The following is a 21727-nucleotide window of genomic DNA, read 5'->3' as shown; positions in this document are numbered from 1 at the left end:
AGCTGGTCGAGCTGGCCCCCGGCGTCACCGAGGCCGAGGTCCGCGAGAAGACCGAGCCCGAGCTGGTCTGATGCGGCGCTGCTCATGAGACTGGCGGTCGCCGGCGGCACCGGACTGGTCGGCCGGCTGGTGGTCGAGGAGGCCGCTGCCCGCGGCCACGAGGTCGTCGTGCTCGCGCGGTCGGCGGGCACCGACCTGACCACGGGCACCGGCCTGGCCCAGCGGCTCGCCGGCGTCGAGGCCGTCGTCGACGCCACCAACCACGTCTCGCAGAAGCGGGCCGAGGCCGAGGCGTTCTTCGGCGGCGTCACCCGCCACCTGCTGGACGCGGAGGCTGCGGCCGGCGTGGGCCACCACGTGGTGCTCTCCATCGTCGGCATCGACGACGTGGACACGGGCTACTACGCGGGGAAGCGGCTCCAAGAGCGGCTCGTGGCGGAGGGCCCGCTGCCCTGGACGGTGCTGCGGGCGACGCAGTTCCACGAGTTCGCCGAGCAGGCGCTGGGCTTCGCGCGGGTCGGGCCGTTCTCGCTGGTGCCGCGGATGCTGAGCCAGCCGGTCGCCGCCCGCGAGGTCGCCGCCCACCTGGTCGACCTCGCCGAGGCGGGTCCCGCCGGGCGGGCGCCCGAGCTCGCCGGACCGGAGCGGCACCAGATGACCGACCTGGCGCGCCGGGTCGCGCGCGGGCGACGCGTCGTACCCGTGCCGCTGCCGGGGAAGGCCGGCCGGGCGATGCGGGCGGGTGCCCTCTGCCCGGCGGGGGCCGGGCCGCGGGGGCGGCTCACCTTCGAGGAGTGGCTCGCCGCGCGGTGAGGCGATGAGTCCCGCCCGCTGGGCGGGTCGGTACGGGCATGAACAAGGTCATCGCCTCCATCACCACCTCGGTCGACGGGTACGTCGTCGGCCCCGACGACCGCCCCGGGCAGGGCCTCGGCGTCGGGGGCGAGCGGCTGCACTACTGGGTCATGGGCGGGCCGTGGGCGTACGCCGACGACGGCCGCGACACCGACGGCATGCGGGGCGCCGACCGCGAGTTCTTCGAGGCGCTCACCTCGGGCATGGGCGCCGGGATCGTCGGCCGCGGGATGTATGAGGCGGCGGGGGCGTGGGGCGGCACCAACCCGTTCCCCGGGCCGCTCGTCGTGCTCACTCACCGCACGGAGGACCAGCCGCCGGCCGAGACCGGCTTCCACTTCGTCGACGGCTTCGACGCGGCCCTGCGGGCGGCCCGCGAGCTCGCGGGTGACGGCGTCGTCGCGCTCGGCGGCGGGGCCGACCTGATCCGCCAGGGCCTCGCCGCAGGCGTCGTCGACGAGCTGGCGATCTCGACGGCTCCGGTCGTGCTGGGCGCGGGCAAGCGCCTCTTCGAGGGGTTCGACCGAGACCTCGACCTCGAGATCACGGGGACGTGGAGCTCGCCGTACGCGACCCATGTCCGGTACGCGCTGCGGTGACGACCGCCAGCGCCGCGAGGGCGACCGCGAGCACGTAGACCCCGGTGAACGGGTCGACGCCCGCGTCCTGCCCGAGAGCGAAGACGACGCCGGCGAGCGACAGCGCGAGCGCGCCGCCCAGCGAGTCCGCGATGGACAGCGCCGAGGAGTTGAAGCCGCGGTCGCCGTCGGTGGAGGCCGCGAGCATCGCCACCCCGGTGCGCGGGTAGCCCAGGCCCATCCCCGCCCCGGCGACGACGTACGCCGCCATCGCCAGCGCGGGGTGGACGTGCGCGCGGACGGCCAGGGCCAGGCCCGCCGTACCGAGGAGGAGCAGGGTGCACCCCCAGCGCATCACCGCGGTGTGCGAGAGCCGCTCGCCGATCCGGGACTGGACCTGGCTGGCCGCTGCCCAGGGACGCCGACGCCGGTCAGGGCGAGTCCGGCGATCCCCGCGGAGAGCCCCCAGTTCTCCTCGAGGACGAACACGATGTAGGCCTCGGCCGCGAAGAAGGACGCACTCATCAGGCCGCGGGTGCCGATCACGGACGGCAGCCCCGGGCGCGCGAGCAGCGCCCCGGCGGGCAGCAGCTGGCGCAGCGCGAGCAGCACCACGAGCGCGGCCGGCGGGAAGGCGTCGAGGGCGAGGACGGCGGCCGCGCCGACCAGGGCCCACGCGAGCCGGGACCGCGGCGTGGGCTCGCCCGCGGCCGTCGTACCGACCCGGCGGAGGGCGGGGGCCACGAGGGCGCCGGCGGCGGCCGCCAGCGCGACCGCCCCGAGGAAGACCCACCGCCAGCCGATCGCGTGGGCCACCCACGCGGCGAGGGCCGGCCCGAACAGCGACGGCAGGACCCACGCGGCGGCGAAGCTCGCGAAGACCGCGGGCTGCAGGACCGCCGGGAAGACCAGCCCGACCAGCACGTAGAGGCCGACGGTGAGCGCGCCGCCGCCGAGGCCCTGCAGGACGCGGCCGGCCACCAGGACCTCCATCGACGGCGCCGTGCCGCAGACCACCAGGCCGACCGCGAAGAGGACCAGGGACGCCACCAGGGGTACGGCGGGCCCGCGGCGGTCGCTCCACGCGCCGGCGCTCACCATGCCGACCACGCCGCTGGCGAGCGGCGCCGCGAACGCCAGCGCGTACAGCCCGACCCCGTCCAGCTCATCGGCCACCGTGGGCATCACCGTGGTCACGGCGAGCGCCTCGAACGCCACCAGCGCGCACAGCGCGAACATCCCGACCGTGGTGACGGCGTACGCCGGCGAGAGCAGTCGGGGCCGCGGGGTCGTGGCGGGGGCGGTCAGGGTCACGGAGGGACGGTAGGACCTCAACCGCGGTTGAGGTCAACCGAGTTCGGCGGGTCGCCCGAATGCCGGCCGCCCGGGCCGGGTAGGGACCGTCCATGAGCGTCGACACCGAGGTCGCCGAACGTCCGCCGAGATGGAGGGTCGTCGGACCCGGCCTGGTGGTCGCCGCCACCGGCGTCGGAGCTGCCGACCTGGTCGCGACGCTCGTCGCCGGGTCCCGCTACGGCTACACGCTGCTGTGGGTGGTGGTCCTCGGGACGGTGATGAAGGTGGTGCTGGTCGAGGGCGCCGGGCGGTACTCGCTGGCCAGCGGCCGCACGATCTTCGAGGGCTGGCGCAGCATGGGCCGCTGGACGACCTGGTACTTCGCGCCGTACATCGTGGTGTGGGGCTTCGTGTACGGCGCCACCGCGATGTCGTCGTCCGCGCTGCCCGTCGTGGCGCTGTTCCCGGACCTGGACCTGCGGTGGGTCGCGGTCGTCTCGGGGGTGATCGGGCTGGTGCTCGTGTGGTTCGGCTCGTACGCGTCGTTCGAGAAGGTCATGGTGGCGCTGGTCGGGATCATGTTCGTGGCGGTGGTCGGCGCGGCCGCGCGGACCGCGCCGAACCTCGGCGAGATCGTGCGCGGGCTGCGGCCGGCCATCCCCGAGGGCAGCCTGCTCTACCTCCTCGGCCTCGCCGGCGGGGTCGGCGGCACGATCACGCTGGCGGCCTACGGCTACTGGCTGCGGGAGAAGGGCTGGTCGACGCCCCGCTTCATGCGGGTGATGCGGATCGACAACGGCGTCGCCTACGCCGTCACCGGGCTGTTCGTCGTCTGCACGCTGATCCTCGGCGCCGAGCTGCTCTACTCCGCGAACATCGCGCTGTCGGCGGGGGACCGGGGCCTCGTCGACGTCTCCGACGTGCTCGAGGAGCGGTACGGCACGGCGTACCACGTGGTCTTCCTGGTGGGCTTCTGGGCGGCGTCGATGTCGTCGCTGATCGGCGTGTGGAGCGGGGTGAGCCTGATGTTCGCGGACTTCGTCGGCAACCTGCGCGGGCTGCCGCCCGGGGCCGAGGAGACGCGCACCGGCGGGCGGCTGTTCCGCACCTACCTGCTGTGGCTGACGTTCCCGCCGATGCTCCTCCTGCTGCTCGACCAGCCGGTCGGGCTGATCCTGGCGTACGGCGTGCTGGGGTCGCTGTTCATGCCGTTCCTCGCCGTCACGCTCCTGGTGCTGCTCAACCGGCGCTCCGACGACGTGCCCGCGCAGTGGCGCAACCGCTGGCTGTCCAACGGCCTGATGGGTCTGTGCGCGCTGCTCTTCGCGGCGCTGGCCGCCAACGAGGTGCGCACCCAGCTGGCGCCGTACGTCGGCCTCTGGTGAGCGCGCGGACGGCGAGTAGGGTGCGCCCATGACCAAGTGGGAGTACCTGACCGCGCCGATCCTGACGCATGCGGCCAAGCAGATCCTGGACAACTTCGGCGCCGACGGGTGGGAGCTGGTGCAGATCGCGCCCGGCATGAACCCGGAGAACCTCGTCGGTTACTTCAAGCGGCCGGTCCAGGGATGAGCCTCGCGGAGGACCGCCTCGCCGAGCTCGGGCTCGCGGTGCCGGAGGTGGCCAAGCCGGTGGCGGCGTACGTCCCGGCGGTCGTCTCCGGCGACCTGGTGTTCACGTCCGGCCAGCTGCCGATGCGGAACGGCGAGTTGATGGTCACCGGCAAGGTCGGCGGCGAGGTCAGCGCCGAGGAGGCGACCGAGTGCGCCCAGCAGTGCGCGCTCAACGCGATCGCCGCGGTGAAGTCGATGATCGGCGACCTGGACCGGGTCGCGCAGGTGGTGAAGGTGGTCGCGTTCGTGGCCTCCACCCCGGACTTCACCGGCCAGCCGGGCGTCGCGAACGGTGCGTCCGAGCTGTTCGGCAAGGTCTTCGGCGACGCCGGTGTGCACGCGCGGTCGGCGGTCGGCGTACCCGTGCTGCCGCTGGACGCGCCGGTCGAGGTCGAGATCGTCGTCCGCATGGCGGAGTAGCCGGCGTGCAGATCCCCCTCCCGCCGGTCCCGCTGCCGGACCGGCTGGTCGAGTTCGCCCGGGAGTTCGAGGACGGGCGGCAGACCCCCGTGGAGCCGCGGAACGCCGCCACGGTGATCCTGATGCGGCCGTCCGAGCAGGGTCCGGAGGTGTACTACCTGCGCCGGCACGTCTCGATGGAGTTCGCGGGCGGGATGTGCGTCTACCCCGGCGGCGGCGTCGACCCGCGCGACTTCGACGCGGCGGTGGCCTGGGCCGGGCCGACCCCGGCGGAGTGGGCGGCGCGGCTCGGGTGCGACGAGGAGACCGCGCGGGCCCTGGTCTGCGCCGCGGTGCGGGAGACGTTCGAGGAGTCCGGCGTGCTGCTGGCCGGGACGTCGTCCACGGACGTCGTCGCCGACACGACCGGCGAGGACTGGGAGGCCGACCGGGCCGCACTGGAGTCGCGGGAGCTGTCGATGACGGAGTTCCTGAACAGCCGCGGGCTGGTGCTGCGCACCGACCTGCTCGGCGTCTGGGACGCCTGGCTGACGCCGGCGTTCGAGCCGAAGCGCTACCGGACCTGGTTCTTCGTCGCCTCGCTGCCGCTCGGCCAGGTGACGCGCGACGTGTCGACCGAGTCGTCGTCGGTCGCCTGGATCCCGGCGCGGGTCGCCGCAGAGCAGGCCGACACGGGTGATCTGGCGCTGATGCCGCCGACGTACCTGACCTCGATGGAGGTGGGCGAGCACGACTCTCCCGAGGAGGTGCTCGCGGTCGCGGCCGCCCGGTCGGTGGAGATGTTCTGCCCGACGGTCGAGCCGCTCGACGAGGGCTGGACGCTGTCCATGCCCGACCGGCTCCGGCCGCTGGTGGCCGGACGGCGCCCGGCATGAGCGCCTGGTCGGGCGGCTCGTTCGGCGCGCGCGGGCGCTGCCTGCTCGCCCCGAACCCGGGGCCGATGACGCTGGACGGCACCAACACGTGGGTGCTGCAGGAGCCCGGCGCCTCGGCGTGCGTCGTGGTCGACCCGGGACCGATCGAGGACGGGCACCTCGAGCGCCTGACCGCCGAGCTCGGCGACGTGGCCCTGGTGCTGCTCACGCACCACCACTTCGACCACGCGGAGGTGGCCGCGGAGTTCGCGCGGCGCAAGGGCTGCGCGGTCCGGGCCCTCGAGCCGTCGCTGTGCGTGGACGCCGCGCCGCTGACCGACGGGGAGTCCCTGACCGTGGACGGCCTCTCGCTGCGGGTGCTGACCACGCCCGGGCACACCGCGGACTCGGTGTCGTTCGTGGTCCCCGCCGACGGCGTCCTGCTCACCGGTGACATGGTGCTCGGCCGCGGCACGACGGTCGTCGCCCATCCCGACGGCCAGCTCGGCCCGTACTTCGACTCGATCACCCGGATGCGGGCGCTCGCCGCGGCCGGCGACGTGCGCGCGCTCTGGCCGGCCCACGGCCCGGTCCTCGACGACGCCCTCGGTGTGCTCGACTTCTACCTCGCCCACCGGCGCGAGCGGCTGGCCCAGGTCGAGGCCGCCCTGCGCGAGCTCGCCGTACCGCTGTCGTCCGACGTCGCCGAGGACGAGACGCTGCCCCGCCGCGTTGTCGAGGTGGTCTACGCCGACGTCGACCCGTCCCTCTGGGGCGCCGCCGAGCTCTCCGTCCGCGCCCAGCTCGCCTACCTCGCCTCCCGTTGAGTCCGGACTTCTGACCGTCGAGTCGGGAGTTGTGACGGTCGAGTCCGGAGTTCCGGACAGCGGACAGCCCGGTTGGCGTCCCGGCTGATGCCTCGCGCCGCGTTTTCCACAGCGGTGGGCCATGTCTGCCCCCGGCCCGAGAGAGCGAGGACAGGCTCGCCGCATGGAGCAGAACTGGCCCGACGGGCCCTTCAGACCCGATGAGCTGGGCATGTCGACCGCGGCCGTGCGCCGGGCGGTCCGTCAGGGGACCGTCCGCACCACGGTGCGAGGCGTGTTGGTGGCGGCGCACCTCCCGGACACCATCGAGCTCCGCGCTCGCGCGGTGGCGAAGGCCGCGCGGCCGCACCACGTCGTGACGGACCGGACGGCCGCCTGGCTGCATGACATCGACACCCATGTGTACGCCGAGCACGACGACGTCCCCCCGATCGAGACGTGCGCGCTGCGTGGTCACGAACCGACGACGCTCGAGGGAGTCGACGGGCGCACGCGCGACCTGCAGCCCGAGGACATCATGGAGCTGCACGGAACCCTGGTGACCACCCCGCTGCGGACGGCGCTCGACCTGGGATGCGTCCTGCGTCGGCGCGAGGCGTTCGCCGCCCTCTGCGCCTTCGCGCACCGGTTCGGCCTCACCCCGGAGGACTACCGGCGGGCCCTCCGCCGCTTTCGCCGGCGTCGCGGGGTCGTCCAGCTCCGAGAGCTGGTGTCTCTGGTCGACCACCGGATCGAGTCCCAGCGCGAGGCTTGGGTATACCTGGCGATCGCCGACGCGGGCGTGGCGCTGCCCGAGCCCCAGTTCTGGATCGCGATCAACGGCGTCCCGACCTACCGGTTGGACTTCGCGTATCCGCGCCACCGGGTCTGCGTCGAGTACGACGGTGGCGAGGCGCACGAAGGGCGAGAGGCCTACGACGAGGGCCGACGCCAGTGGCTGCGCGACCACGGCTGGACAGTCATCGTCGTGCGCGAGGGTGGCTTCAGCGATCCGCAGCTCGCCGGTTGGCTCACCGAGCTTCGGTCAGCGCTCGCCCCGAGCTACTCCAACCGGAGATGGTGACGAGAAGTCCGGACTCGACTGACGAGAAGTCCCGACTCGAGCGTCACAAGTCCGGACTCGACGTCAACGGGCGCGGCGGGCCAGGCGCTCGACGTCCATGATCACGACCGAGCGGGGCTCGAGGCGCAGCCAGCCGCGGGAGGCGAAGTCGGCCAGCGCCTTGTTGACGGTCTCGCGGGAGGCGCCGACCAGCTGGGCGAGCTCCTCCTGGGTGAGGTCGTGGTGGACGTGCACGCCGTCGTCGGCGGTCCGGCCGAAGCGGTCGGCGAGGTCGAGCAGCGCCTTGGCGACGCGGCCGGGGACGTCGGAGAACACCAGGTCCGCCACCACGTCGTTGGCCTTGCGCAGCCGGCCGGCGAGCTGGGCGAGCAGCCCGCGGGCGACCACGGGCCGGCCCTCGAGCCAGCGCAGCAGGTCCTCGTGCGACAGCGACGCGAACGACGCGTCGGTCACGGCGGTGACGGTGGCGGAGCGCGGGCCGGGGTCGAAGAGCGACAGCTCGCCGAACATCTGGCCGGGGCCGAGGATCGCGAGGAGGTTCTCCCGGCCGTCGGACGAGGTGCGGCCGAGCTTCACCTTGCCGTCGAGCACGATGTAGAGCTTGTCGCCGGAGTCGCCCTCGTGGAACAGCACGTCCCCACGGCGCAGCCTGGTCTCCGCCATCGACGCGCGCAGCGCGGTAGCGGCCTCGTCGTCGAGCGCGCTGAACAGCGGCGCCTGGCGCAGTACGTCGTTGTCCACGAATCCTCCTCGCAACGGGCCCGCGGAAGACGGGCTCCGCGGCGAATCCTATCCAGTGCAAAACATCACAGGAACCAGCCGGTCGGGCGCGGCGGATTCCCAGCCGGAATCGGCGGTGTCCACGGCCCGCCGTACGCTGGGGCGCGTGCCCGCCGCCCCCGTCGCCGCCGAGACCCGCACCGGCCTGGTGCGCCGCGCCCGGAAGATCGACCGGGTGCTCGCCGAGACCTACCCGGACGCGACGACCGAGCTGGACTTCGACGACCCGTTCCAGCTGCTCGTGGTGACGGTGCTGAGCGCGCAGACCACCGACAAGCGGGTCAACGCCGTGCGGCCCAAGCTGTTCGCGGCGTACCCCGACGCGAAGGCGATGGCCGCCGCCGACCGGGCCACCCTGGAGGGGATCATCGGCCCGCTCGGGTTCTTCCGCGCCAAGACCGAGTCGCTGCTGAAGCTGAGCGCCGCGCTGGTGGAGCACCACGACGGCCAGGTGCCGCCGCGCCTGGAGGACCTGGTCAAGCTCCCCGGCGTCGGCCGCAAGACCGCGAACGTCGTCCTCGGCAACGCGTTCGGCATCCCGGGCATCACCGTCGACACGCACTTCGGGCGCCTGGCGCGCCGGTTCGGCTGGACCGAGGAGACCGACCCGGTCAAGGTCGAGCACGCGGTCGGCGCGCTGTTCCCGAAGAAGGACTGGACGATGCTCAGCCACCACCTGATCTGGCACGGCCGCCGCATCTGCCACTCGCAGAAGCCCGCGTGCGGCGCCTGCCCGGTGGCGAAGTGGTGCCCGTCGTACGGCGCGGGCCCGACCGACCCGGTCGTCGCGGCCACGCTGGTCAAGACCGAGGGCCGGGCATGAGGCTCCTCCGCCCGGCCGCGCTCGCCGCGGCCGTGCTGGTGCTGGCCGGGTGCAACGCCGAGGACGTGCGGCCCCCCGGCCGGTCCAGCATCGACGTCGACACCCCGGCGCTCGTGAAGCTCAAGCGCCAGACCGACGTCGCCGACTGCGCGCCCGGCACCGGCACCGGCGCCGGCCTCCCGGACCTGACGCTGCCCTGCCTCGGTGGAGGTCCCGAGGTCGACCTCTCGACCCTCCGGGGGCCGCTGGTCCTCAATCTCTGGGCCTCCAACTGCGGCCCCTGCCGCGTCGAGATGCCCGCGATCCAGGAGTTCCACGAGCGGTACGGCGACCGCGTCGGCGTGCTGGGCGTCGACTACCAGGACCCGCAGCCGGCCGCGGCGCTCGAGCTCGCCGAGCGCAGCGGCGTCACCTACCCGCTGGTCGCCGACCCGGGCGGGGACCTCAACGCGAACGCGCCGGTGCCGGTCATCCGCGGCATCCCGGTGTTCGTCTTCGTGACCGCCGACGGCGAGGTCAGCACCGTCCCGGGCGGCATCGACTCCGCCGACGAGCTCGTCGAGCTCGCGCAGCAGCACGGGATCGCCCTGTGATCCCCGACTGGCTCGAGCCGGTCCGGGCGGGCGCGGAGGCGATCTCGGTGGGCGACCTCACCCGGTTCACCCCGCCGCCGGGGGGCGACGCGCGCCCGGGCGCCGTCCTCATGCTGTTCGGGGAGGGGGCGCAGGGCGGCGAGCTGCTGCTCACCGAGCGCGCGCACGACATGCGGTCGCACCCCGGGCAGGTGTCGTTCCCGGGCGGGTCGGTCGATCCCGGCGAGACGGCGGTCGAGGCCGCGCTCCGCGAGGCCCAGGAGGAGATCGGGCTGGACCCGGCGTCGGTCGAGGTGTTCGGGCGGCTGCCCGAGCTCTGGCTGCCGCCGAGCAACTTCGCGGTGACGCCCGTCCTGGGCTGGCGGGCCGAGCCGGCCGAGGTGAGCATCGTCAGCCCGGCGGAGGTGCACGCCATCCACCACGTGCCGATCGACGAGCTCCTGGACCCCGAGCACCGGGTGATGGTCCAGCACCCGCGGATCGGCTACACCAGCCCCGGGTTCCTCATCGGCCCCGACAAGGACGTGATCCTGTGGGGCTTCACCGGCGGGATCATCGCCCGGCTCTTCGACTTCCTGGGCTGGACGCGTCCGTGGGACGAGACGCGGGTGCGGGACCTGCCGGGGTACATGCTGCAGGCTGACCCCCGACGGTCCCGGCTGCTGGACATCGAGGACGACCCCGACACCGAGGAGGACGACGAGTGAACCTGCTCGACTGGCTCCTCATCGTGCTGGTGCTGGCCTACGCCCTCTCCGGCTACTGGCAGGGCTTCATCACGGGCGCCTTCGCGACCGGGGGGCTGCTGCTGGGCGGCCTGTTCGGCGTCTGGCTGGCGCCGATCGCCCTCGGTGACGCCAACCCGTCGTTGATGGTGTCGCTCGGCGCCCTGTTCATCGTGATCCTGTCGGCGTCCCTCGGCCAGGCGGTCTTCCAGTTCGTCGGCAGCCGGATCCGCGACCGGATCACCTGGCAGCCGGCCCGCGCCCTCGACGCCATCGGGGGCGCCGCGCTGAGCGCGGTCGCCGTCCTCATCGTCGCGTGGGCGCTGGGCGTCGCGATCTCGGGCTCCCGGATCGGTGGGATCACCCCGCTCGTGCGCAGCTCCGCGGTGCTCGCCGAGGTGGACGAGGTGCTCCCGGCGTCCGCCAGCAACGCGCTGCAGGCGTTCAACGACGTGGTCGGCACCAGCTTCTTCCCGCGCTACCTCGAGCCGTTCGCGCCGGAGCGGATCGTCGACGTCGGCCCGGGCCCGAAGCGGCTGCTCAGCGACCCCGACGTGCAGCGTGCGGAGCAGAGCGTGCTGAAGGTCCGCGGCACCAACGAGTGCGGCCGCGGCGTCGAGGGCTCGGGCTTCGTGTACGCCGCCAACCGGCTGATGACCAACGCGCACGTGGTCGCCGGCATCGACAACCCCGAGGTGATCGTGGGCGACAACACGGTCGACGCCGACGTCGTCTACTACAACCCCGACATCGACGTGGCCGTCCTGGCGTTCGACAGCGGCGGGCTCCCGGCCCTGGACTTCGACCAGCAGGTCAAGGCCCAGCAGGGTGTGGCGATCCTCGGCTACCCGCAGGACGGCCCCTACCGCGTCGAGCCGGCCCGCATCCGCGCCGAGCAGCGGCTCCGCTCACCGAACATCTACGGCGACGGCGCGGTGATCCGCGAGGTGTACTCGCTGCGCGGCCGGATCCTCCCCGGCAACTCCGGCGGCCCGATCGTCACCTCGGCGGGCGACGTCGCGGGCGTCGTGTTCGCCGCCTCGGTCACCGACCACGACACCGGCTACGCGCTCACCGCGTCCCAGGTGGCGCAGGCGGCCGCGACCGGGCAGAGCAGCTCGGCGCAGGTCTCGACGGGCGGGTGTGCGGGGTAGAGGTCGTCGTCCGGCTCACCGGGTCTCGACACGCCGGTCGCGACCTCGTTCCTCGGTCGCGGCTCGCTCGACCACCCTCAGCGGATCCGCTGACGCGTCTCCGCTAGCTCTGACCCTTGAGCGCCTTCGGGATCTCACGCCCCTGCTCGATCGCGCGCTCCGGCGCCTTCACCTGCTTGACCTTGCGCACGCCGACGAAGACCAGCAGCGCCGCCACCAGCAGGTAGAACCCGAACACGATGAGGAACGCCCAGTGCAGGGCGAGACCGTCGCCGTTCCAGTTGATGAAGTAGGCGATCGACACCGAGAGCATGATGATCGCGAGGACGCCGATGAACGCAGCGCCCGCGAACAGGCCGATGCCGGTGCCGCCCGCCTTCACGCTGACCTTCAGCTCCGACTTGGCGAGCTGGATCTCCTTCTGGACCAGCGTGGAGATGTCCTTGGTGGCGTCGTGGACGAGTCGACCGATGGTCGGGTCGGAGTCCTGCACGTGATTGCTCGCCATGCGCGTCACCCTACAGATCCTCACTCGCCGTCGTCGCGTTGGTAGACGTCAGGTACCCCGTCCGCATCGCGGTCACGCTGCTCCTCGACGCAGAGCCGGCGGTAGACCCGGTTGCGGGCCCGGAGCACGACCGTTGCCACGAGGGCGGCGGCCAGCGAGCCGACCAGGACCCCCACCTTCACGTGGTCGTCCTCCACCGTGCCGGTGCCGAACGCCAGCTCGCCGATCAGCAGCGAGACCGTGAACCCGATCCCCGCCAGCATCGACAGCCCGATCACGTCGACCCAGCTCAGCTCGTCGTCGAGGTCTGCCCGCGTGAACGTCGCGAGCAGCCAGGTCGAGCCGGCCACGCCGACGGTCTTGCCGACCACCAGGCCGGTGAGCACGCCGAGCGCGACCGGGTCGGAGAGCGCGGAGACCAGCCCGTCCCAGCCCCCGACGGTCACCCCGGCCGCGAAGAACGCGAAGACGGGGACGGCGAACCCCGCGGAGATCGGCCGTACGACGTGCCCGATGCGGCCGGCCCGGGCCACCGGGACCATGAACCCCAGGACCACACCCGCGACGGTCGCGTGGATGCCGGACTCGTGGACGAACACCCACGCGAGCGCGGCCGGCGGCAGCAGCGCCCAGGCGCCGTACCCCCGGCGGACCAGCCACCGGAAGGTCGCCACCGGCAGCACGGCCGCCAGCAGCCAGACGGGGTGCAGCGCGTCGGTGTAGAAGATCGCGATGATCGTGATCGCGAGCAGGTCGTCGACCACCGCGAGCGTCAGGAGGAAGGTCCTCAGCCCGGTCGGCAGGTGGGTGCTGATCACCGCGAGGACGGCGACCGCGAACGCGATGTCGGTCGCGGTCGGGATCGCCCAGCCCGCCAGGGCGCCGCCGGCGTTCCAGAGCACGTAGATCGCTGCGGGCACCACCATGCCGCCGACCGCGGCGACGACCGGCAGTGCCGCGCGGCGCGGGTCGCGCAGGTCACCGGTCACGAACTCGGACTTGAGCTCCAGGCCGGCGACGAAGAAGAAGACGGCGAGCAGGCCGTCCGCCGCCCAGGTGCCGAGCGTCAGCGGACCGACCGACAGGTCGCGCAGGTCGTCGTACGCCGATGCCCACGGGGTGTTCGACCACACCAGCGCCACGGTCGCGGCCACGATGAGCAGCAGGCCGCCCGTCGTCTCGGCGCGCAGCGCCTCGGCGATCCGGGTGTCCTCGAGGCGGGTCCCCCGGGTGAAGAGCCGGCGGCTCGGGTGGGGCACGGGATCTCCTCGGGGGTCGGCTGCGGACTGCCGACCAGACTTCCCGGCGCACCGGTGCCAGCCTACAAGCGCCGCCTGGGGAGGCTGTACTGCGCGTTCTGCTGCTCGCCACCCTGGAGCCAGGTCGCCCCGAGCCGCGTGAACAGCGGCCCGTGCCGGGTGTCCACGACCCGGTGGAAGCGGAACGTCGCCCGGTAGGAGTGGAAGGTCCCCTCGGCGCAGCTGGGGTCGCAGTCGTTCAGGTGCAGCCGGCCGCTGCCCCACGCCTCCTCCGCGCGCCACGAGCCGTAGCGCTTCACGACGGCGTAGACGTTGGCGTCACCGCAGGTCGCGATGACCTTGCGGGGCTTCACCGTGCGGTGGACGCAGTCGGCGATGACGTGTGTCCTGCCGGCGGTGGTCTCGCGGGCGGGCTGAGCGGACGTCGACGCCGGGACCAGGAGGGCGCCGGCGAGCGCGACGGCCACCAGGACGGGGGCGCGCAGGATGCTCATGCTCCCCATGACACACCCGGGGCGCCCCTGCTGGGGAGCCCCGGGTGGTGAAGAAATGCGTCAGTCCTCGGCCTTGCCGGAGTCGATGCCCGAGGAGATCAGGTCCATCACCGAGGAGTCGGCGAGCGTGGTGACGTCGCCGACCTCGCGGTGCTCGGCGACGTCGCGCAGCAGGCGGCGCATGATCTTGCCGGAGCGGGTCTTGGGCAGCTCGGGCACGACCATGATCTGCCGCGGCGTCGCGATCGGGCCGATCTCCTTGCGGACGTGCTGGCGCAGCTCCTTGACGATGTCCTCGCCGCCGTCGCCGGCCTCGTCGCGGAGGATGACGAACGCGCAGACCGCCTGGCCGGTGTCCTCGTCCTTCGCGCCGACGACCGCCGCCTCGGCGACCTTGGGGTGCGAGACCAGGGCGGACTCGATCTCGGTGGTCGACAGCCGGTGCCCGGACACGTTCATCACGTCGTCCACGCGGCCGAGGACCCAGATGTCGCCGTCCTCGTCCTTCTTCGCGCCGTCGCCGGCGAAGTAGTAGCCCTGCTTGGAGAAGCGCGACCAGTACGTGTCGCGGAACCGCTCGTCGTCGCCCCAGATGGTGCGCAGCATCGACGGCCACGGCTCGGTGAGGACGAGGTAGCCGCCGGACCCGTTCGGGACCGGAGTGCCCTCCTCGTCGACGACCTCCGCCGAGACGCCCGGGATGGGGGTCATCGCCGAGCCCGGCTTGCCGGCGGTGACGCCCGGGAGCGGGCTGATCATGATCGCGCCGGTCTCGGTCTGCCACCAGGTGTCAACCACGGGGGTGCGGTCGCCGCCGATCACGTGGCGGTACCACACGTACGCCTCGGGGTTGATCGGCTCACCGACCGAGCCGAGGATCCGCAGCGAGGACATGTCGTACTTGTCCGGGATCTCGCGGCCCTGCTTCATGAACGACCGGATCGCGGTGGGCGCGGTGTAGAAGATCGTCACGCCGTAGTCCTGGATGATCTGCCACCAGCGGCCGCGCTCGGGGGAGTCCGGCGTGCCCTCGTACATCACCTGCGTGGCGCCGTTCGCGAGCGGCCCGTAGACCATGTACGAGTGGCCGGTGACCCAGCCGATGTCGGCCGAGCACCAGTACACGTCGGTGTCCCGCTTGAGGTCGAACACCCCCCAGTGGGTGTACGAGCAGCCGGTCAGGTAGCCGCCGGTGGTGTGCAGGATGCCCTTCGGCTTCCCGGTCGTGCCCGAGGTGTACATGACGTACAGCGGGTGCTCGGAGTCGAACGCCTCGGGCGTGTGGTCGGCCGACGCACCGTCGACCGCGTCGTGCCACCAGACGTCGACGTCGTCGTCCCAGTCGACGTCCTGCCCGGTGCGGCGCACGACGAGCACCTTCTCGACCGTGTGCCCGTTCGAGGCCGTCTTCGCGCGCGCCTCGTCGACCGCGGGCTTCAGCGCCGACGGCGCGCCGCGCCGGTAGCCGCCGTCCGAGGTGATGACGACCTTCGCCTGGCAGTCCTCGAGCCGCGAGGCCAGCGCGTCGGCGGAGAAGCCGCCGAACACCACCGTGTGCGGGGCCCCGATCCGCGCGCAGGCCAGCATCGCGACCACGGCCTCCGGGATCATCGGCAGGTAGATCGCCACCCGGTCGCCGGTGCCCACGCCGAGCTCGGTCAGCGCGTTCGCGGCCCGGGAGACCTCGTCCTTGAGCTGGGCGTAGGTGATGTCCCTGGTGTCGTCGACCGGCTCGCCGACCCAGTGCAGCGCGACCTTGTCGCCGCGGCCGGCCTCGACGTGCCGGTCCACGCAGTTGTACGACGCGTTGAGCTTCCCGCCCACGAACCACTTCGCGAACGGCGGGTCGTCCCAGTCCAGGACGCGGTCCCACTTCGTGTCCCAGTCCAGGCGCTCGGCCTGCTCGGCCCAGAACGCCTCGCGGTCCGCGGCGGCCCGCTCGTAGGCGTCCGCCTTGAGGTTCGCGTTCTCGGCGATCGCCGGCGGCGGCTCGAACCGGCGGTCCTCCTTGAGGAGGTTGGACAGCGTTTCTTCGCTCACGTTCTCTCCTGGCTCTCCGGGGGACGTAGTGGTACCCGCCACATTAGGACGCTCGTCCAGCGTGGCGGGTACCGGTGGTCGGATGTCAGTGGTGGACGGCCTGCTCGGCTCCGGCGCCGGTGAGGGCCCGCACCTCGAGCTCGGTGTACCGGTCGGCCGTCTCCGGCTCGTTCGACGTCACCGTGCCGAGCCAGCCGAGGAGGAAGCCGGTCGGGATCGAGACGATGCCCGGGTTGCTCAGCGGGAACCAGGACCAGTCGTGGTCGACGAACAGCGCCGTCTCCGAGCCGGAGACGACCGGCGAGAAGAACACCAGGCCGACCGAGGCGATCAGGCCGCCGTAGATCGCCCAGGTGGCACCACGCGTGTTGAACCGACGCCAGAACAGGTTGTAGATCAGCGACGGCAGGTTCGCCGACGCCGCGACCGCGAACGCCAGCGCGACCAGGAACGCGATGTTCAGCTTCTGCGCGGGGATCGCCAGCGCGATCGCGATGCCGCCGATCACGAACGCCGAGATCTTCGCGACCCGCACCTCGTCGCGCTCGGTGGCCGCACCCCGCTTGAACACCGTCGCGTAGAGGTCGTGGGCCACCGACGACGCCGAGGTCAGGGTCAGGCCCGCGACGACCGCGAGGATCGTGGCGAACGCGACCGCCGAGATCAGCGCGAGCAGGACCGCACCTCCGGTGGTGCCGGCGCCGCCGCCGACCGCCTCCGCGAGCAGCGGCGAGGCCAGGTTGCCTCCCGAGGCCGCGACCTCGCTGTCCGGCCCGGTGTCGAGCAGCGCCGCCGCGCCGAAGCCCAGCGCCAGGGTCATCAGGTAGAACGCGCCGATCAGCCCGATCGCCCAGAGCACGGACGTGCGCGCGGCCTTGGCCGTCGGCACCGTGTAGAAGCGGATCAGGATGTGCGGCAGTCCCGCCGTACCGAGCACCAGGGCCAGGCCGAGGCTGAGGAAGTCGATCTTCGACGTGGTGTCGATGCCGTACTTCAGCCCGGGCTGGAGGAACGCGTCGCCCTTGCCGGTGTTCGACGCCGCTGCGCCGAGGAGCTCACCGAAGTCGAAGTCGAACTTCGCGAGCACCAGGATCGTGATCAGGATGGTGCCGCTCATCAGCAGCACCGCCTTGACGATCTGCACCCAGGTGGTGCCCTTCATGCCGCCGACGGTGACGTAGAAGATCATCAGCAGGCCGACCGCGACGATCGTCAGGTTCTTCGTCGCCTCGGAGTCGGCCCCGAGCAGCAGGGCGACCAGCGCGCCGGCGCCGACCATCTGCGCGAGCAGGTAGAAGATCGAGACGACGACGGTCGACGTGGACGCCGCGGTGCGGACCGGGCGCTGCTTCATCCGGTACGCCAGCTGGTCGGCCATCGTGTAGCGCCCGGAGTTGCGCAGCAGCTCGGCCACCAGCAGCAGGGCCACCAGCCAGGCCACCAGGAACCCGATCGAGTAGAGGAAGCCGTCGTACCCGAACAGCGCGATGGCTCCGGAGATGCCGAGGAACGACGCCGCGGACATGTAGTCGCCGGAGATCGCCATGCCGTTCTGGAAGCCCGAGAACCCGCGGCCGCCGGCGTAGAAGTCCGCGGCCCCCTTGGTCTGGCGGCTCGCCCAGAACGTGATGCCGACGGTGACGAGGACGACCGCGACGAACAGGATCGCGGTGAGGGTGTCGCTGCTCATCGCGCGCCTCCACGGGTCTCGCTGTTGTAGCGCTCCTCGAGGCCGCGGGCGAGCGGGTCGACCCGGCTGCCCATGTAGCGGGCGTAGAGCAAGGCGATGAGGAACGTGGTGACGAACTGCAGGAGGCCGAAGACCAGTGCGACGTTGATGTTGTCGCCGATCTCCGTGGCCATGAAGTCGGTCGCCCAGTTGCACATGACGACGTAGAGGAGGTACCAGGTCAGGAAGGCGACCGTCGCCGGGAACACGAAGTTCCGGTACGCCGCGCGCAGCCGGGTGAACTCCGGCGTGGCATGGAGGTCGTCGTACACCGGGTCGTGCCGGCGGGCATGGTCGTGGTACTGGTCGAGACTGGACACGGGAGCACCCTTCTCGCGCGGGATGTGATCGGCGTCACCGTACGTAGCCCGGTGCCCGGCCGCCGAGGTGCGAACACGCCCCACGCGCCGAGTGGCCGCGCCGGATCGGTGAGCGGTCGGTCCGGAGCGACGAACGGTCGTTCCGGCCGCGGGCCGTCCGCTCCGGCGGTGGCGCCGTCGTGAGGGTGTGCGGCTCGTGAGGCCGTGAGGACAAGTTGACGTCGCCGGTACGGCGGCCTGGCGCAGCCGAAACCTGCGCCACGGAGCGTGGGGCGCATGACGACGACACGATGGATCGACGACTGGCGGCCGGAGGACCCGGAGTTCTGGGAGAACGGCGGGCGGCGGGTCGCCCGCCGCAACCTGGTCTGGTCGATCTTCGCCGAGCACCTCGGGTTCTCGGTCTGGCTGATCTGGAGCGTGAGCGCCGCGTTCCTGCTCCAGATGGGGTTCGCGTTCTCGCCGCAGCAGCTGTTCCTCCTGGTCGCGCTGCCCAACCTGGTGGGGTCGCTGCTCCGGCTGCCCTACACGTTCGCCGTGCCCCGGTTCGGGGGCCGCAACTGGACGATGATCAGCGCCGCGCTGCTGCTGGTCCCGACGCTGTTGTTCGCGGTCGCGGTGCAGGACCCGGGCACCCCGTACTGGGCGTTCTGCCTGATCGCGGCGACCGCCGGCTTCGGCGGCGGCAACTTCGCCAGCTCGATGGCGAACATCAACTTCTTCTACCCGGCCGACAAGAAGGGCACCGCCCTCGGCCTCAACGCGGCGGGCGGCAACCTGGGCGTCTCGGTGATCCAGCTGCTGCTGCCGGTGCTGATCGGCGGCGCCGGCATCTTCGGGCTGGTCAAGGCCTCGCAGGGTGGGATCCACCTGGAGACCGCCGGATTCGTGTACGCCGGCCTCGCGGTCTGCGCGACCGTCGCGGCGTACCTCTGGATGGACAACCTCACGTCCGCGCGGAGCAACCCCCGCGCGCAGCTCGCCGTCGTCCGCAAGCGGCACACCTGGATCATGGCGTTCCTCTACATCGGGACGTTCGGCTCGTTCATCGGCTACTCCGCCGCGATGCCGCTGCTCATCAAGCTCAACTTCTGGGTGCCGGAGCCGGCCCCGCTCGGCACCGGCATCTACTTCGCCTACTTCGCCTTCCTCGGCGCCGGCATCGGTTCGGTGACCCGGCCGTTCGGCGGGTGGCTCGCCGATCGCCTCGGCGGCGCGCGCGTGACCCTGGCGGCGCTGGTCGGCATGGTCGTGTCGACGCTGGCGGTGCTGGTGACGCTCCTGCAGCTGACGCCCAACCCGGGTGCGGACCCCGCGATCGCGAGCGACAACCGGATGTACTTCCCGTGGTTCCTCGGGTTCTTCCTGCTGATCTTCGCCGCGACCGGCATCGGCAACGGCTCGGCGTACAAGATGATCCCGGCGATCTGGCGGCGCGAGGCCGAGACCACGACCCGGGCCGGTACGCCGGAGCGTGCCGCGGCGATCGACGTCGCGACCAAGCAGTCCTCGGCGGCGCTCGGCGTCGTCGGCGCGGCCGGTGCGCTCGGCGGCTTCCTCATCCCGATCGCCTTCAGCTCGCCGTGGGTCGACGACCCGATGGCCGCCACCCAGGGCGCGTTCGCGGTGTTCGCGGCGTACTACGTGCTGTGCGCGCTGGTCTGCTGGGGCGTCTACCTGCGCCGCCCGGCCCGCGCGGCGAAGCTCGCGATGGCTGGAGTCTGATGACGCGGACCCACTGCCCCTACTGCTCGCTCCAGTGCGGGATGGTCCTCGAGGGCCGTCGCGCGCTGGAGGTCCAGCCGTGGCCGGAGTTCCCCGTCAACGAGGGGGCGCTGTGCCGCAAGGGGTGGACCGCCACCGGGCTGCGCGGCCACCGCGAGCGGCTGACCACGCCGCTGGTGCGCGACCGGGCGACCGGCGAGCTCCGCGCGACCGGCTGGGACGAGGCACTCGACCTGGTCGCCGGCCGGCTGCGCGAGCTCCAGCAGCGGTACGGCGCCGACGCGGTCGGCGTCTTCGGGGGCGGCGGGCTCACCAACGAGAAGGCCTACCAGCTCGGCAAGCTCGCCCGGGTGGCGCTCGGCACCAGCCAGGTCGACTACAACGGACGCTGGTGCATGTCGTCCGCGGCGTCGGCCGCCAACCGGGCGTTCGGTGTCGACCGCGGGCTGCCGTTCCCCCTGGCGGACGTCGAGCACACCGACGTGCTCGTCCTGGTCGGCAGCAACCTCGCCGAGACGATGCCGCCGGCCGCGCGCCACCTCGACCGGCTCCGCGAGAACGGCGGCCACGTGGTCGTCGTCGACCCGCGCCGTACCCCGACCGCCGACCGCGCCGACACGTTCCTCCAGCCGGTGCCCGGCACCGACCTCGCGCTCGCGCTCGGCGTCCTGCACCTGCTCGACTCCGCCGGCGCGGTCGACGAGCAGTACGTCGCCGCGCGCACGACCGGCTGGCCCGCGGTGCAGCGGGCCGTCTCGGCGTGGTGGCCGGAGCGGGTCGAGCGGGTGACCGGCATCCCGTCGGCGGAGGTGCGGACGCTGGCGACCAGGCTCGCCGCCGCCGAGCGGGTCATGGTCCTCACCGCCCGCGGCGCCGAGCAGCACGCCCAGGGCACCGACACCGTGCTCGCCTGGATCGACGTCGCACTCACGCTCGGCATGCCGGGCCGGCGGTACGCCGGCTACGGGTGCCTCACGGGCCAGGGGAACGGCCAGGGCGGCCGCGAGCACGGCCAGAAGGCCGACCAGCTCCCGGGCTACCGGATGATCGACGACCCCGCGGCCCGTGCCCACGTCGCCCGGGTCTGGGGCGTGGACCCGGAGACGCTGCCCGGCCAGGGCCGTTCGGCGTACGAGCTGCTCGACGCCCTGGGCACCGACTCCGGACCGAAGGCGCTGCTGGTGTTCGGCTCCAACATCGTCGTCTCCGCGCCGAACGCCTCCCACGTCGCCGAGCGGCTGGGCGCCCTCGACCTGCTCGTCGTCGCCGACCTCGTGATGAGCGAGACCGCGGCGATCGCCGACGTCGTCCTCCCCGTCACCCAGTGGGCCGAGGAGACCGGGACGATGACCAACCTCGAGGGCCGGGTGGTGCTGCGCCAGCAGGCCGTCGAGCCCCCGGCGGGGGTGCGCAGCGACCTCGAGGTGATGGCCGGCCTGGCCGCGCGCCTGGGCCACGACTTCGCGACCGACCCCGAGGAGGTGTTCGCCGAGCTCGGCCGGGCGTCGGCCGGCGGCCGGGCGGACTACTCCGCCATCACCTACGACCGGATCCGCGAGGAGCACGGCGTCTTCTGGGCCGGACCGCGGCTGTTCGAGGAGCGGTTCGCCCACGAGGACGGCCGCGCCCGGTTCGTCGCCGTCGAGCACCGTGGCCCGGCCGAGCCGGTCGACCCGGCGTACCCGGTCCACCTCACGACCGGGCGGGTGCTCGCCCAGTACCAGTCCGGCGCGCAGACCCGGCGGGTCCGCGCGCTCCCCGACGACGGTCCGTTCGTCGAGATCCACCCGATGCTCGCCGACCGGATCGGGGCCTACGACGGCCGCCCCGTGGTCGTCACCACGCGGCGCGGCGAGCTGAAGGCGCCGGCGCGGGTGGTCGACACGATCCGTCCGGACACGGTGTTCGTGCCGTTCCACTGGGTCGGCGCGAACCGGCTCACCAACGACGCCCTCGATCCCTCGAGCCGGATGCCGGAGTTCAAGGTCTGTGCCGCGGCGGTGACCGCATGAGGGTCATCGTCGTCGGCGCCGGGATGGCTGCCGCCCGCCTGGCCGACCTCGTCGGGTCG

23 protein-coding genes are annotated in these 21727 nt (G+C 72.7%); 14 read left to right on the top strand and 9 right to left on the bottom strand.

The features are described from left to right. Positions 1-84: 84 nt before the first annotated feature. The gene (locus ABD086_RS06600; protein WP_343906687.1) at positions 85-813 is read left to right on the top strand and encodes an SDR family oxidoreductase; all 729 of its coding nucleotides are present in this window, start codon (positions 85-87) and stop codon (positions 811-813) included. A 38-nt stretch (positions 814-851) separates the two neighbouring features. Beyond that, a complete protein-coding gene (locus ABD086_RS06595) occupies positions 852-1454 on the top strand; it encodes a dihydrofolate reductase family protein (protein WP_343906686.1) in 603 nt (200 codons plus the stop codon). Here the strand turns inward: ABD086_RS06595 and ABD086_RS06590 are convergent. Further along, the gene (locus tag ABD086_RS06590) at positions 1399-1788 is read right to left on the bottom strand and encodes a hypothetical protein (RefSeq protein WP_343906685.1); all 390 of its coding nucleotides are present in this window, start codon (positions 1786-1788) and stop codon (positions 1399-1401) included. The two genes, ABD086_RS06595 and ABD086_RS06590, sit on opposite strands and share 56 nt — an antisense overlap. Continuing rightward, complete coding sequence (locus ABD086_RS06585; protein ID WP_343906684.1) at positions 1788-2747, bottom strand: MFS transporter; 960 nt, start codon at positions 2745-2747, stop codon at positions 1788-1790. Before ABD086_RS06585 ends, ABD086_RS06590 begins: the two co-directional genes overlap by 1 nt. Positions 2748-2839: 92 nt before the next feature. Between ABD086_RS06585 and ABD086_RS06580 the strand changes: the two genes are divergently transcribed. The 6 genes from ABD086_RS06580 (at position 2840) to ABD086_RS06555 (ending at position 7506) form a co-directional block, all read left to right on the top strand. After that, positions 2840-4114, top strand: coding sequence for an Nramp family divalent metal transporter (locus ABD086_RS06580; protein WP_343906683.1), 1275 nt, complete (start codon positions 2840-2842; stop codon positions 4112-4114). Positions 4115-4142: 28 nt separating this feature from the next. Continuing rightward, positions 4143-4301, top strand: coding sequence for a Sp36 family protein (gene sp36 / locus ABD086_RS06575; protein ID WP_343906682.1), 159 nt, complete (start codon positions 4143-4145; stop codon positions 4299-4301). Beyond that, complete coding sequence (locus ABD086_RS06570; RefSeq protein WP_343906681.1) at positions 4298-4762, top strand: RidA family protein; 465 nt, start codon at positions 4298-4300, stop codon at positions 4760-4762. The genes sp36 and ABD086_RS06570 overlap by 4 nt, the downstream gene beginning before the upstream one ends. 5 nt (positions 4763-4767) lie before the next feature. Further along, positions 4768-5637 (top strand): NUDIX hydrolase, encoded by an 870-nt coding sequence (locus ABD086_RS06565; protein ID WP_343906680.1) that lies wholly within the window; start codon positions 4768-4770, stop codon positions 5635-5637. After that, complete coding sequence (locus tag ABD086_RS06560) at positions 5634-6443, top strand: MBL fold metallo-hydrolase (protein ID WP_343906679.1); 810 nt, start codon at positions 5634-5636, stop codon at positions 6441-6443. The genes ABD086_RS06565 and ABD086_RS06560 overlap by 4 nt, the downstream gene beginning before the upstream one ends. Before the next feature lie 163 nt (positions 6444-6606). Beyond that, complete coding sequence (locus ABD086_RS06555; protein WP_343906678.1) at positions 6607-7506, top strand: DUF559 domain-containing protein; 900 nt, start codon at positions 6607-6609, stop codon at positions 7504-7506. 63 nt (positions 7507-7569) lie between these two features. Here the strand turns inward: ABD086_RS06555 and ABD086_RS06550 are convergent, their stop codons facing one another. Further along, complete coding sequence (locus tag ABD086_RS06550) at positions 7570-8247, bottom strand: Crp/Fnr family transcriptional regulator (RefSeq protein ID WP_343906677.1); 678 nt, start codon at positions 8245-8247, stop codon at positions 7570-7572. A 145-nt stretch (positions 8248-8392) separates the two neighbouring features. Here ABD086_RS06550 and nth point away from each other — a divergent pair, with 145 nt between their 5' ends. Genes nth through ABD086_RS06530 form a run of 4 tightly spaced genes read left to right on the top strand, consistent with a single transcriptional unit; the run spans position 8393 to position 11581 of the window. Then, the gene (gene nth, locus ABD086_RS06545; protein WP_343906676.1) at positions 8393-9109 is read left to right on the top strand and encodes an endonuclease III; all 717 of its coding nucleotides are present in this window, start codon (positions 8393-8395) and stop codon (positions 9107-9109) included. Next, positions 9106-9702, top strand: coding sequence for a TlpA family protein disulfide reductase (locus tag ABD086_RS06540; RefSeq protein WP_343906675.1), 597 nt, complete (start codon positions 9106-9108; stop codon positions 9700-9702). Before nth ends, ABD086_RS06540 begins: the two co-directional genes overlap by 4 nt. Then, positions 9699-10409, top strand: a complete 711-nt coding sequence (locus ABD086_RS06535) for an NUDIX hydrolase (protein WP_343906674.1) — start codon at positions 9699-9701, stop codon at positions 10407-10409. The genes ABD086_RS06540 and ABD086_RS06535 overlap by 4 nt, the downstream gene beginning before the upstream one ends. Next, the gene (locus ABD086_RS06530; protein ID WP_343906673.1) at positions 10406-11581 is read left to right on the top strand and encodes a MarP family serine protease; all 1176 of its coding nucleotides are present in this window, start codon (positions 10406-10408) and stop codon (positions 11579-11581) included. The genes ABD086_RS06535 and ABD086_RS06530 overlap by 4 nt, the downstream gene beginning before the upstream one ends. Positions 11582-11684: 103 nt before the next feature. Here the strand turns inward: ABD086_RS06530 and ABD086_RS06525 are convergent, their stop codons facing one another. The 6 genes from ABD086_RS06525 to ABD086_RS06500 form a co-directional block, all read right to left on the bottom strand. Next, complete coding sequence (locus tag ABD086_RS06525; protein ID WP_343906672.1) at positions 11685-12089, bottom strand: phage holin family protein; 405 nt, start codon at positions 12087-12089, stop codon at positions 11685-11687. A gap of 20 nt (positions 12090-12109) precedes the next feature. Next, positions 12110-13348 carry a Na+/H+ antiporter NhaA gene (nhaA, locus tag ABD086_RS06520; RefSeq protein ID WP_343906671.1) on the bottom strand — a complete coding sequence of 413 codons (1239 nt, stop codon included), beginning with the start codon at positions 13346-13348 and terminating at the stop codon, positions 12110-12112. Between the two features lie 62 nt (positions 13349-13410). Then, positions 13411-13842: a hypothetical protein gene (locus ABD086_RS06515; protein ID WP_343906670.1), complete on the bottom strand. Its 432-nt coding sequence runs from the start codon at positions 13840-13842 to the stop codon at positions 13411-13413. A 60-nt stretch (positions 13843-13902) separates the two neighbouring features. After that, the gene (acs, locus tag ABD086_RS06510; RefSeq protein ID WP_343906669.1) at positions 13903-15882 is read right to left on the bottom strand and encodes an acetate--CoA ligase; all 1980 of its coding nucleotides are present in this window, start codon (positions 15880-15882) and stop codon (positions 13903-13905) included. Positions 15883-15967: 85 nt separating this feature from the next. Continuing rightward, positions 15968-17572 carry a solute symporter family protein gene (locus ABD086_RS06505; protein ID WP_343906668.1) on the bottom strand — a complete coding sequence of 535 codons (1605 nt, stop codon included), beginning with the start codon at positions 17570-17572 and terminating at the stop codon, positions 15968-15970. Next, a complete protein-coding gene (locus tag ABD086_RS06500; RefSeq protein WP_343906667.1) occupies positions 17569-17931 on the bottom strand; it encodes a DUF485 domain-containing protein in 363 nt (120 codons plus the stop codon). The genes ABD086_RS06505 and ABD086_RS06500 overlap by 4 nt, the downstream gene beginning before the upstream one ends. 276 nt (positions 17932-18207) lie before the next feature. On the opposite strand from ABD086_RS06500, the gene ABD086_RS06495 reads away from it, so the two are divergent. Together ABD086_RS06495 and ABD086_RS06490 are read left to right on the top strand one after the other, a co-directional pair. Beyond that, positions 18208-19656, top strand: coding sequence for an MFS transporter (locus ABD086_RS06495; RefSeq protein WP_343906666.1), 1449 nt, complete (start codon positions 18208-18210; stop codon positions 19654-19656). After that, complete coding sequence (locus tag ABD086_RS06490) at positions 19656-21668, top strand: molybdopterin oxidoreductase family protein (RefSeq protein ID WP_343906665.1); 2013 nt, start codon at positions 19656-19658, stop codon at positions 21666-21668. The genes ABD086_RS06495 and ABD086_RS06490 overlap by 1 nt, the downstream gene beginning before the upstream one ends. The last annotated feature ends 59 nt before the right edge of the window (positions 21669-21727 follow it).

It is taken from the genome of Nocardioides aquiterrae (genome assembly GCF_039526625.1).
GTDB lineage: Bacteria > Actinomycetota > Actinomycetes > Propionibacteriales > Nocardioidaceae > Nocardioides > Nocardioides aquiterrae.
The sequence above is the reverse complement of the archived record's forward strand: the minus strand, read 5'-3'. Positions and strand labels throughout refer to the sequence as shown.